The following is a 12,545-nucleotide window of genomic DNA, read 5'->3' as shown; positions in this document are numbered from 1 at the left end:
AATGTCAAAAGCAATACAATTAATTAATGGTCAGTGGCAAGCAGGTTTAGGTCACGATGTTAGCTCGTTAAACCCAGCAAGAAACACAGTTATTTGGCAGGGAAAGTCTGCTTCTAAAGAACAAGTTGATATTGCGGTAAAAAGTGCGAGAGCGGCGTTTGAGTCATGGGCAGACATGAGCCTAGAGGCACGTATTGCTATTGCTGAAAAATTTGCTGTACTTCTTGGCGAGAACAAAGAAAATCTGGCAATAACCATAGCCGAAGAAACAGGTAAACCTCTTTGGGAAACCCGTACAGAAGTTGGCGCTATGATGGGTAAAATAGCGATTTCTGTCAAAGCAAACAATGAGCGAACGGGTACTGTTGAAAACCCAATGCCTGGCGCAAAAGCAATGATACGTCATAAGCCTCATGGTGTTGTTGCCATTTTTGGTCCTTACAACTTCCCTGGTCATTTACCTAACGGTCATATTGTTCCTGCATTAATAGCGGGTAACACGGTTGTATTTAAACCAAGTGAATTAACACCAAAAGTTGCTGAAGAAACCTTAAAACTTTGGTTACAGGCGGGTTTACCAAACGGTGTCATAAATCTCGTACAAGGTGAAGTTGAAACAGGCAAAGCGCTTGCTTCACATCCACAAATCGATGGTTTGTTTTTTACCGGCAGTTCAAATACTGGCCATTTATTACATGAACAATTTGGCGGCCAACCCGGTAAAATCTTAGCTTTAGAAATGGGTGGAAATAACCCACTAATCGTTAAAGATATTAGCGATGTTAAAGCGGTAGTGCATGATATTATTCAATCAGCCTTTGTTACTACAGGACAGCGTTGTACCTGTTCAAGACGCTTATTTATTGAAGCAGGCGAACAAGGTGATGCTATTATCACAAAGCTTATTGAAGCGACAAAAGCGATTAAAATAGGTTATTTTGACGATGAAGAACAACCTTTTATCGGTTCAATGATTTCTGAAAAAGCAGCGTTAAGTCTTGTTGCTGCACAGCAACAGTTACTAGATTTAGGTGCACAATCATTAGTTGAAATGAAGCATTTAGAAGTAGGTACAGGTTTTATTTCTCCGGGTATTGTTGATGTAACATCGATTAAAGCTATGCCCGATGATGAGCATTTTGGTCCGTTATTAAAAGTATACCGTTACACAGATTTCGACGCGGCGATCAATGAAGCAAACAATACTTCATTTGGTTTATCTGCTGGCTTATTAAGTGACAGTGAAGATTTATATAACCACTTTTTCCGTAGAATACGTGCAGGCATTGTTAATTGGAATAAACCGATTACTGGCGCAAGTAGTGCGGCTCCATTTGGTGGTATTGGCGCAAGTGGTAATCATAGAGCAAGTGCATTCTATGCAGCTGATTACTGTGCTTACCCAGTAGCCTCTGTCGAAGCACCTAAAGTGTCATTACCAGCAACATTAAGCCCAGGCTTAAGCATTTAGGCACATTTACAGCAATGTACGCTAATAAGTTAATGATCAAAGCTGGGCTTCGTCCCAGCTTTTTTAAGAATATAGATCAAATCTAGCCATTTAGCCTGAATAGTTAGTAGTGACTCGCATTTTCATAAATCCTTTTAAAATGAACGCCTCTCTTTAACTATTCATTAATCACTAATTTTACCAACTCCTACTACGGATATTTACATGACAAATATTAATTCAATTCAACACCAGCAAGTTACTGACTTGTTCGCTAACATTTGGCAAAACTATATTGAAGTTACGCCTTCTGCCGATAAAATTCATCACTTACTTAGCTCAGGAGGCGATTTAATCAACGATCATGTTGCTTATCGAACTTTTGATAGTGCGAAGGTAAATTTAGATAAATTAGCCGCTATCTTAATAGCGCTAGGTTATAAATATTCTGGTGAATATGACTTTTCAAGTAAAAAACTTAATGCAAAACATTTTGAACACAGTGATGCTAGCTTGCCAAAAGTTTTTATAAGTGAGTTACGCGTCAAAGAATTTTCAGTTAATGTTCAAAACATTATCGAAAAAATGGTTAGTGCTATAGACGATGAGAAGGTTGCCCAGAGTAGTTTCTTGTATTCTGGTACCCATTGGCAAGTAAGCAAAGCAGAGTACCAAACGTTGTTAGCAGAAAGTGAATATGCTGCTTGGGTGGCTGCTTGGGGTTACCGTGCAAACCACTTTACGGTTAGTATCAATCACCTAGATAACTTTTCGACTATTGAAAAGGTAAATAGCGCCGTTAAAGCAGGTGGGTTTTTATTAAACACTAACGGCGGTGAAATCAAAGGCGACTCACTCGTTAAACTTGAACAATCGTCGACCATGGCAGATAAAGCTATTGTTAAATTTTCAGATGGAGAAGTAGAGATCCCTAGCTGTTTTTATGAATTTGCTAAGCGATACCCATTAAATTCTGGCGAGCTATATGCTGGTTTTGTTGCAGCTTCTGCAGATAAGATATTTGAAAGTACCAACGCTGCTTAGTTACAAAACTACTCTATCCTAGACTTTATATAATCACCCGTTTTAAATAAAATCTTTTCGCGGCCTTTAAATTCAATCCTAAATTGATTCAAGGCCGCTTTTCAGGTTATTGTCTGCGTAATACAGTTTGATAGCCAAATCATCAGAGATTAAGTTTTTATTATCTTTTAACATAATGCTAATAATTCATTCTCTCGTATTCGTCAAATATCCAATAATACTGCAAGTTCAAGGCATCAGTATTGTGGCTTAACCACAACATTTGATAGCAAAAAAATGTTCATATAACAAAATTTCAAGTCACAACACCTAAACCTGCATTATAAAAACGCAATGAAGACAAAAATTTAAAATCGACACTATAGTTTTAATCTTTGATAAAAACCATCATCAAGCTGAAGCCGCTATAAATCGAAACGTTGATACCAATATGCTTGCTCATTCGATCACACAAGCGGATAGTTATGATGGGCCCCCTTTGCGCGGCAACAGCAAACTGACACACGTTAGGAAGAAATCAGAAAATTAAAGCGCAAGTAAAACGCCTTGAGATGGAGTGTAAAGTCGTAAGTATTAAAAGTAATAATTACTATACTTATCAAGATATAAAGATAATAGTACTGATGGTCATATCCATGAATAAATGATTGTGTTAATCAAACACATCGCTAAATTTAGTGGCAATAAGTATTATGCTAAACACATTAAGAAGGAGATCAATACGCTGATCTTTTCAATTAACCACAGAAAAAAAACAAAATCAACTTGAAGATACTTGGCTGAACAGCTGAAAATTGTCATTAATTCTACCATTCGAATTAGCACCAATCTTTGGCAGGATAGCATCAGAGAATTTATCTATATTTCGCCTGAATGCTTTTGCCGTGGCATAATATTGGTTATTTCTCACTTTTTCATTCATGACTTTCCATAGCCGCTCTATCGGGGTCAAATTAGGACTGTAAGTAGGTAGATAATGAAGAATTATGCCTAACTCCTTTGCAGCTTTATCTTTTACTGTTTGAGAGCGATGATATCCTGCACCATCCGATACTAAACTGATTTTTTCCTTATCCGCATAAAACGCTCTGGTCTGATCGAAAAAATCTATTATTTATTCACCATTTACCGCTTTATACTGTGCTGTAATTGTATCTGATAGATGGCCTAGCCTAATTGCACCAACAATATTTAGTCGGGTTCGACTGCCTGTGGTTTTAATTATTTTATCAACGCCAGTTAGTATCCATCCACAACTTACTTTAGTGGCTTGTGTTGAATGAACAGCATCCATAAAGAATAAAACATCCTTCTGTACTAATGAGGTTTTGACCTCTTTATATTTCACAATAAAGGCCTCTTGTTTTTCTGTGTCAAATTTATGAAGCACCCCCTTGGGCTGTTTATAACTAAATCCGTTTTTATGTAGCCATTTATTCAAGCCTAGCACTGAATAAACGATGTCGTAAATCTGTTTGATATAACTGTAAATTTGATGAGTATGTAAATAAGTCACTTGAGCTAAATGCTTAACGAGCTGTTGTGTTTGCTCTATTGATAATTGACTTATCGAACCGCCATTTTCAGGCTTTAATTTATATGAGTGAATATAATATTTTATGTGCTGTCGAACGATTGTTTCGGGAATAAGTAGTGCTTCAGCAATTTCCTCAAAACTCCAACCATTACTCGCATGGATAACTGACTTGATGTGGTCACGTACTCGACCATCACGTGTTGTATCGTGTTGAATTTTGAGTGCTTTTTTTTGGAGGCTAGTCAGTATCATTTTCATTGTGACTAGCATGATCCTCATTGAAGATAAAATCAAGCGTCTACGATGATCACAGGTATATACTCCCGTAAAGTTGTGGGTTGGAGTGCATATTCTCATGCATCGCGATCACCTAATACCATTGATTCCGATCACTTCTCGGTTAAAATAGTATTGAGTGATCGGCTTGAATAGTATCGTTAAATATTCACACTCTTTGTCTAGCCAGTAGGTGTTTTTAACCGTTATTCTTTTGATTTTTGATGATGAGAATGACCATGCTAACGGCACCTATTTCAATGCATAAACTTAAAGAAATTTTAAGACTAAAATACGGCTGTAAACTCAATCATCGTCAGATAGCACAAAGCTTATCTGTTTCACCCTCAATCGTGTCTAAATATGCCTGTAAATCAGCAGAGCTAGATATTACTTGCTGGCCGCTTTATGAGAAGTGGTATGATCACTCTCTACAACAAGCGTTTTTCAAAACAAAACCTCGATTAAAAGGCTTTACCATTCCTGACGGGTCGTTAGTTCAGCAAGAACTTCGGCCTAAAACCATGACGTTGTTATTGCTTTGGGAGGAATACAAAGAGCGACATGCGGAAGGATTTTACAGTTATACCCATTTCTGCTGCCAGTACAAGGCGTGGCTTAAATGCCAAAAAAGCTCGATGCGACAAAACCATAAAGCAGGTGAAAAACTGTTTGTGGGTTACTGTGGCCCAACCATGAGTATTGTTAATAGAAGTACAGGCGAATGCCGAACTGCACAAGTGTTCGTCGCGGTCATGGGAGCATCAAATTATACCTATGCTGAAGCGACTTACAGCCAGAAACTCGAAAATTGGGTGATGAGTCATGCTCGTTGTTTTGAGTTTCTTGGCGGTGTACCTGAGCTGATAATTCCTGACAACCTTAAAAGTGCTGTCACCAAACACTGCCGATATGAACCTAACTTAAACCCAACCTACCAACAACTAGCGACACATTACGATATGGTGATTGTGCCCGCTAGACCTTATAGACCAAAAGATAAAGCTAAGGCTGAAGTGGGTGTGCAAATTGTTGAACGTTGGATAATGGCACACCTTCGCAATGAAACCATCTTTAGCTTGCGTCAATTGAACGTGAAAATACAATAATTACTGGTTGGTTTAAATCAGAGGAAAATGAAAAAGCATCCTGGCTCAAAGCTCAGTCAGTTTGACACTATCGATAGACCTGCACTCAAACCTTTATCCACACAGGCTTACAGCTACACATTGGTAAAACAAGTAAAAACCATCTTAGAAAAAGGCTTGGATAAGCAACCCCTCACCATAAGCTCAAGGTGATTTACTACAAGATATTGATCATAAAAATATCCGCGGCAACAACTATTACCGTTAATAAAACTCACAAACTAAAGGAAATCTGATGAAAAATATCAATCAACAAGTCAATAACCAGTTAAGTCACTTAAAGCTAAACGGCATACGTGATGCGCTATTACAGCAATTTTAGCAACCCAATCTATACGTTGAACAAAGCTTCGAAGACAGGCTAAGTTTATTACTTGAGCATGAAATAGCTCAGCGAGACCAGCGTAAAATTGACCACCTAACTAGAGAAGCAAAGTTCAGAGTTGGTGGCACACTTACTCAACTCAACTATGGCGCAGCACGACAACTCGATAAAACTCAGATCCGTTCATTAGCACAAGGTGAATGGCTTCACCTTCACCAAAATATTTTGATTACGGGAGCAACGGGTTGTGGAAAACTTACCTCGCTTGCGCTCTTGGTCAAAACCACTGCCAACAAGGGAGTAGCGTTTATTGTTTTAGGCTCAAGGAGCTATTAGAAAAGATGTTCTTAGCGCAAGCCGATGGTAGTTATCGAAAACTGATCAATAAGCTTAGCTCTGCCAATTTACTGATCTTAAATGATTGGGGATTAGAGCCATTAACGGCTCAACAACGCAGTGATTTACTGGAATTAATTGATGCGAGATATGATACAAAATCGACTTTAATTGCCAGTCAATTACCAATAGAAAATTGGTATGAAATGATAGGAGAATCGACACATGCTGATGCGATTCTAGATAGGCTTGTTCACGGAGCAATAAAGTTAGAATTAAAAGGTGAATCGATGCGAAAAAAACTAAATTCCTTGACTGATGCCGATCACTCAAGTTAGATTTTACGAGGTCTACTGGCAGACAAAAAAGTGATCGGTTTGAATGGTATTGAGCGATCGGCATCATGGTATTACGCAGCTTAGCTAGGGTGACTGAATTAAGTTTACCAGATCAAAACTTGACATATTAAATGAATATATTCATAAGAAATCATTGAAACCAATGAAATGAGCCACCATAACTAAGTATTAAACAGATAAATAATAGAGGTCTTCATGGCTAGTATCGTCCCAGTCAAAAAAGAACAATGTAAAAAATTAAAAGTGTCCAAAAAACGTAATTTAATGCACATAGCTAACCAACATATATTACCCATCCATATTAATGAATATAGACAAGCAGCGACTAGCTTTCCTATTTTATTAGTAAAAAGACCAGAATCGTCCCATTATCGGAGTGTCGCCATACTTGGTATACAAGCAGGTGAAAATTTATATTTAACTGATGAAGAATGGAAGGCTATTTATGTTCCACAATCAGCATCTATGGTGCCATTTAGTTTAGGTTTAGATTCTGAAAAAGAAAATACTCTAACAACATGTATTGATATTGATAGTGTATTAGTCGGCGAAAGTAAAGATAATGCTTTATTTGATACGGATAACAATGAAACCGAGTATTTAAAAAATATTAGAGAGTCATTAGGAGCACTCTACGATAATGAAGTATTAACTGAAGGTTTCATTAAAGAGCTTATAAGTAATGATCTACTTATAGAGCTTGAATTAGTTATGACATTTAGCAATGATGAAAATAAAAAGCTTGTAGGGTTATTTGGTATTAATGATAAAAAATTACATCAGTTAGACGAAAGTAAAATATTAGACTTTCATAAAAGAGGTTTGTTATCAGCTATTCATGCGATGATGAGATCTTTAAATCAAATTCAGTACTTGGCTAAACTGCACAACAACGATAGTAAAAAGAGCACATTGACACAAATTAAATTCATTGCCGCTGACTCATAAAAACAATCATTTGTATAAATTAAAATATAAAAAGTGAGGCTAAACTATGGCTTATTAATACTGTTAATGCAATAAGCCAAAATTTAACGACCCTGCAACTATTTTGTGTAACTGCCAATTTTAAATAAAGTCCTTTAAACGGTCTTCGAATTCAATCATAAATTGATTCAAGACCGTTTTCCAGTTTATTATCGGCATCGTCCATTGCTTGAATGCCGCATCTAGACCCTGTAACAAAATCTATATAACTGCCTATCATTAATACCCATATAGGGTTTAGGATAGGCAGACTATGAATAAGAAAGAACTAGAAGTATTTGCTAAGCAAGCAGCCAAAGGTATTAAGTCCGAGCAAGACTTAACCGACTTTCGTAGAATATTAACAAAGATAACCGTTAAAGCCGCTTTAAATGCTGAGTTTGAAGAACATCTTGGTTATGCACTTCATGAGAAATCCACCACAAACAATAGCCGAAATGGCTACTCCTCGAAATCTACTCGCACGGAAGACGGTCAAGTTGAGCTTGAAACCCCACGCTATAGAGAAGGAAGTTTTGGACCCAAATTAGTCAAAAAGAACCAAACGCGATTTACGTCAATGGACGATAAAATCTTGTACCTGTATGCTAAAGGCATGACAACGAAGGAAATCGTTGATACGTTCAAAGAAATGTATGATGCTGACATTTCACCCACATTGATATCTCGTGTCACCAATGCCGTGATAGAGCAAGTCATTGAATGGCAAGCTAGACCATTAGATTCAGTCTATCCTATTGTTTATCTCGACTGTTTGGTTGTAAAAATCAGACAAGATAAACACGTTATCAATAAAGCTATTTATCTGGCTTTAGGCGTGAATATCGAAGGCCATAAAGAGCTGTTAGGTATGTGGATATCGGCAAATGAAGGGGCTAAGTTCTGGCTGAACGTATTAACAGAGCTTCAAAATAGAGGGGTAAATGACATCCTGATTGCTTGTGTTGATAGCCTGAAAGGTTTCCCTGAAGCAATTAATACTGTATTCCCTCAAACCCAAGTTCAACTCTGTATTGTTCATATGGTGCGTAATTCGATGAAGTATGTTCCCTTGAAAGATTACAAGGCTGTCACCGCTGATTTGAAGCAAATATATCAATCAGTAACAGAAGAAGAGGCACTACTTGAACTCGATAACTTCTGCTTACGTTGGGATGATAAATACCCACAAATCAGTCGTTCTTGGCGAGCACATTGGTCAAACCTAAATACGTTATTCAAATACCCCCAAGACATTCGCAAAGCTATCTACACAACGAATGCGATAGAATCACTTAACAGTGTTATTCGAAAGGCGATAAAAAAACGTAAGTTATTTCCGTCTGATGATTCAGCGAGAAAAATGGTTTACCTTGCGATAGATGCAGCATCCAAGAAATGGACGATGCCGATAAGAAACTGGAAAACGGCCTTGAATCGATTTATGATTGAATTCGAAGACCGGTTAAAGGACTTTATTTAAAACGGGCAGTTACACAAAATCTGTTACAGGCTCCTATCTCAAGATAAACGACTTTTATTGCTGAATCATCAGACGGAAATAAATTTATTCGATATACAACACTGAGCCCATCGATATTTTATAGTCTAATAGAGCATATAAATTATTCCATATTAATACCCTGTCTGATTTCCAATCTGTGTTCGTAAAAGTTTAAATTTATGATAGCCTTTATTTTGTAATCGTTGTAATTCAAAATCTATCATTCCCATTGACTGCCTAGCTTTTATCGTTTGTGAACACTTAAACTCCCCTCCCTGAAATTTATTCATTTTAGAGACAGATTTGTAGCAAATCTTTGCGGGACATGTATAAGCGCAACCAGCGTTTGCAAATAACCTAATTCTACTTTTATCTTCAATACTATCAAGTAATAGATCATTATCATTCGAACTCATCGGCAAGACCACAGTGTTATATATTTCTAAGGCATCAGCAATTTTTTCTTTTGTCGTCAAATTTTTAATTACACTTGCCTCTATTTCATAAGAGGGATATTCAGCTCTGATCCACAAAGCTAAATCATCATTTGTACAAATAACTGAATTTAATGAATTATGATGCTTTTCAAGTATTTTAGATGCGTTTATAAACTCGTCTCGATCGACAAAATGATTAGTTAATGGAATTCTTAAACCAATGTTCATTTCATTTAAATTAACAACATCTCCATCTGTCAGTTCTTCTATTTGGAATGCTCTACCTCCATATAGTGATGAACGTTCCACAAAACCAAAAACACTCTCAATTTGTGGCAAAGGTACATCAGCAAAATTTGAGCTAATAAATTCCTTTATTGGCACTAATTTACTCTTACCTCGTGCTGAGATTGTATATGTACTAATTTTATTACTTGAAGGTTTTATTGTTTCTTCATTTGACATGATTGTTCCGTGATTAACTATATCTTTGTAATTGAGAGCACTGAGTACTCTAAAAAAGATCAATGTTTACGTGCATCTTAACTATCTTTATATTTACTAAAAAACAGTCATTCGATATGATTGAGTATTAAAAAATTCCAAGTATAGGAAATTACTTTTGAAGCCTAAACTATCTAAATTGCTATATCAAGCTAGCGAATCATTTAAAAAAAATCATTTTGAAGCGGCCTCGTTTACGGCAAAAGGAATACTAAATCTATTCCCAGAACAAATAGATGCCACAGTAATCTTACTTAAAATAACAATAAAAAATCATGATTATTTACAAAGTGAAAAATTAATAAAAAACATCTTATTCCTCGATGAATACAATAAAGAAACGCTGCTAATAAAACTTCAAATACTCGAAATGAAAGAGCTTTTTTTTGAAGCAATCGACACTCTCGATGCACTTTTAGTTACAGAACCTCAAAACATTCAATTTCAGTATAAAAAAGGGCTAAACGCACTCAAATCAGGAAAAATATACCTTGCTGAAACCTTATTATTAAATTGTTATAATAACGGTTTTTATGATCCTTTTGTGAAATTAAATTTAGGCCATATATATAAAGCAAAAGGTAAATCAGATAAAGCGGCAGAGTTCTATCACGAATTTATTCAAGATTTCCCTCTGCACTCTGCTGTTGGTTACTGGAGTCTGGCTGATTTAAAAGATTACAAACTCAAATCCACTGACAAAGAAGCAATACAATCATTGATTCATTGTAAAACACTGTCATCTGGTAATAGATCATTATTATTATTTACACTGGGACGTATACATGAGCAGCAAGAACAATATGAAAAATCGTTCGAATCTATCCATCTCGCCAACCAATTAATGGCCAATTATCGTCCATTTCAAGCAGATTTATACTCACAGCTGATTAATGATTTTATCTCTAAATTTATAATACCACCTGAGATTCAAACACCAAACCAGGAGTTCACCCCAATATTTATTGTTGGTATGCCGAGGTCTGGTACAACATTAATTGAACAAATACTCGCAAGTCATACGGAAGTTGAGTCAACTGATGAATTACCTTATATTGAGCGTATAGGGCTTGAACTAGATATGATGGGAGGATATATTGAAAAATTGAAAAATATTACAAATGAACAAGCCCAGAAATTTGCTGAACAATACACTCAACAGGTAAAACAATACTTACCAACACTGGCGAAAATGGTTATCGATAAAAACCCAAATAACTTCATCCATATAGGCCTGATTAAAACTTTATTTCCGCAAGCCAAAATTATTAATGTCGTCAGAAATCCTTTAGACAACGCATTAAGTGTTTATAAACAATTTTTTAGTAACGGTCATAATTATTCATACTCATTAAAAGGAATTGAACTTTACTGGAAAGGTTACTTATCATTAATGAACCATTGGGAAGCTGTATATCCCAAACAAATATATCAATTGAGCTACGAAAGGTTAGTTTCAGACACAGAAAATGAAATAAAGCGGTTATTAGATTATTGTCAAATAAGCTTTGAAAAACAGTGCCTAACTTTTTATGAATCTGATCGACTAGTATTAACTCCGAGTGTTAGCCAAGTTAAGCAACCTATTACTGCTCGTTCTATAGGTTCTTGGAAAAAATACCAGCCCTACATAACACAACATTTACCTGTATTCACTGAGCTAGAAGATAAAGTAAATCTTTTAGTTGGCAACCCATCTAAACTGGATTGAGTTTTATTTTGACTTCTAACATATTTAATCAACCGATCATTATTCTTTCAGCACCAAGGGCTGGAAGCACCCTATTATTTGAATTACTTGCACAAGCAAAAGACTTGTGGACTATTGGAGGAGAAAGCCATGCTGTTATTGAAGGAATTCCTCAATTTTGCCCCGGTTATCAGGATTCTATCTCCAATGTATTAACAGAAAATGATGGTGACGAATACTCTATATCTTTGTTAAAACAAAATTTCCAAAAGGCTTTGATAAATAGAAAAAAGCAATCCTATTCTTTACAGGCTGATGGCGTTATTCGATTTTTAGAGAAGACACCAAAAAACTCCTTACGTATACGTTTCTTAAATAAAGTATTTCCAGATGCGAAATTCATCTATTTAGTAAGAGATCCAAAAGAGAATATAAGCAGTATTCTTGATGCTTGGAATTCAAAAAGCTTCATTACCTATCCAAACTTACCGGAGTTTAAAGACCGTTGGTCTCTCATTCTTCTGCCAAACTGGCCAGATCTAAAAAATAAAAGCAATGCAGAAATTGCAACATGGCAGTGGAAAGTATGCAACGAAACTATTTTAAATGAATTAAAAGAAATACCAAACGAAAGATGGCAAGTGGTGAACTATCAGGACTTAATATTAAATCCTGATAAAGTTATAACAAAAACATGTGAGTTTATTGGTGTAGAGAAAGATCAATATCTTACCGATATAACCAACAATAAATTGCCTTTATCTGAGTTTACACTAACCAAACCCCAAAATAATAAGTGGCATAAAAACGCTGATTTATTATTTCCTCAGATGAGTAAATTAACTTGTCTTATAACAAATATTAATAAGGAGCTTTTCTTATCGAATGCAAAAGAAATTAACAATGTAATCGATAAAAAACACCTTAAATATATTAGTAATTAACTGTGATAGTGTCATTAATAACTTC

General features: G+C 35.8%; 7 protein-coding genes and 3 pseudogenes. 8 read left to right on the top strand and 2 right to left on the bottom strand.

Features of this window, described 5'->3' with window-relative positions; translation table 11 throughout:
- Position 1 precedes the first annotated feature (1 nt).
- A complete protein-coding gene (gene astD, locus H4J66_RS00365) occupies positions 2 to 1,471 on the top strand; it encodes a succinylglutamate-semialdehyde dehydrogenase (protein ID WP_182169184.1) in 1,470 nt (489 codons plus the stop codon).
- A gap of 204 nt (positions 1,472 to 1,675) precedes the next feature.
- The gene (locus H4J66_RS00360) at positions 1,676 to 2,494 is read left to right on the top strand and encodes a DUF1338 domain-containing protein (RefSeq protein WP_182169182.1); all 819 of its coding nucleotides are present in this window, start codon (positions 1,676 to 1,678) and stop codon (positions 2,492 to 2,494) included.
- 760 nt (positions 2,495 to 3,254) lie between these two features.
- On the opposite strand, the pseudogene H4J66_RS00355 reads toward H4J66_RS00360, so the two are convergent.
- Positions 3,255 to 4,289: pseudogene (locus H4J66_RS00355) on the bottom strand (IS630 family transposase).
- A gap of 257 nt (positions 4,290 to 4,546) precedes the next feature.
- On the opposite strand from H4J66_RS00355, the pseudogene istA reads away from it, so the two are divergent.
- The 4 genes and pseudogenes from istA to H4J66_RS00335 all read left to right on the top strand — a co-directional run.
- A pseudogene (istA, locus tag H4J66_RS00350) lies at positions 4,547 to 5,566 on the top strand (IS21 family transposase); the annotation flags it as partial.
- A 274-nt stretch (positions 5,567 to 5,840) separates the two neighbouring features.
- Positions 5,841 to 6,454 (top strand): annotated as a pseudogene (gene istB / locus H4J66_RS00345) (IS21-like element helper ATPase IstB).
- 216 nt (positions 6,455 to 6,670) lie between these two features.
- Entirely contained in the window at positions 6,671 to 7,423 is a 753-nt protein-coding gene (locus H4J66_RS00340) for a SapC family protein (RefSeq protein ID WP_182169180.1), read from the top strand.
- A gap of 292 nt (positions 7,424 to 7,715) precedes the next feature.
- A complete protein-coding gene (locus H4J66_RS00335; protein ID WP_182169178.1) occupies positions 7,716 to 8,924 on the top strand; it encodes an IS256 family transposase in 1,209 nt (402 codons plus the stop codon).
- Positions 8,925 to 9,076: 152 nt separating this feature from the next.
- Here H4J66_RS00335 and H4J66_RS00330 read toward each other — a convergent pair whose 3' ends face one another.
- Positions 9,077 to 9,847 (bottom strand): hypothetical protein, encoded by a 771-nt coding sequence (locus H4J66_RS00330; RefSeq protein WP_182169176.1) that lies wholly within the window; start codon positions 9,845 to 9,847, stop codon positions 9,077 to 9,079.
- A gap of 157 nt (positions 9,848 to 10,004) precedes the next feature.
- Between H4J66_RS00330 and H4J66_RS00325 the strand changes: the two genes are divergently transcribed.
- Complete coding sequence (locus H4J66_RS00325; RefSeq protein WP_182169174.1) at positions 10,005 to 11,597, top strand: sulfotransferase; 1,593 nt, start codon at positions 10,005 to 10,007, stop codon at positions 11,595 to 11,597.
- A gap of 8 nt (positions 11,598 to 11,605) precedes the next feature.
- Positions 11,606 to 12,520 carry a sulfotransferase gene (locus H4J66_RS00320; protein WP_182169172.1) on the top strand — a complete coding sequence of 305 codons (915 nt, stop codon included), beginning with the start codon at positions 11,606 to 11,608 and terminating at the stop codon, positions 12,518 to 12,520.
- Positions 12,521 to 12,545: the final 25 nt, after the last annotated feature.

The organism is Colwellia sp. MB3u-55, assembly GCF_014076785.1.
GTDB lineage: Bacteria > Pseudomonadota > Gammaproteobacteria > Enterobacterales > Alteromonadaceae > Colwellia_A.
This window is presented reverse-complemented; position numbering and strand designations above follow the sequence as displayed.

Excerpts from the sequence above, each read along its gene's own strand:
- H4J66_RS00335 (WP_182169178.1), top strand. The coding sequence starts at position 7,716 with ATGAATAAGAAAGAACTAGAAGTATTTGCTAAGCAAGCAGCCAAAGGT.
- H4J66_RS00340 (WP_182169180.1), top strand. The coding sequence starts at position 6,671 with ATGGCTAGTATCGTCCCAGTCAAAAAAGAACAATGTAAAAAATTAAAA.
- astD (WP_182169184.1), top strand. The coding sequence starts at position 2 with ATGTCAAAAGCAATACAATTAATTAATGGTCAGTGGCAAGCAGGTTTA.
- H4J66_RS00360 (WP_182169182.1), top strand. The coding sequence starts at position 1,676 with ATGACAAATATTAATTCAATTCAACACCAGCAAGTTACTGACTTGTTC.
- H4J66_RS00330 (WP_182169176.1), bottom strand. The coding sequence starts at position 9,847 with ATGTCAAATGAAGAAACAATAAAACCTTCAAGTAATAAAATTAGTACA.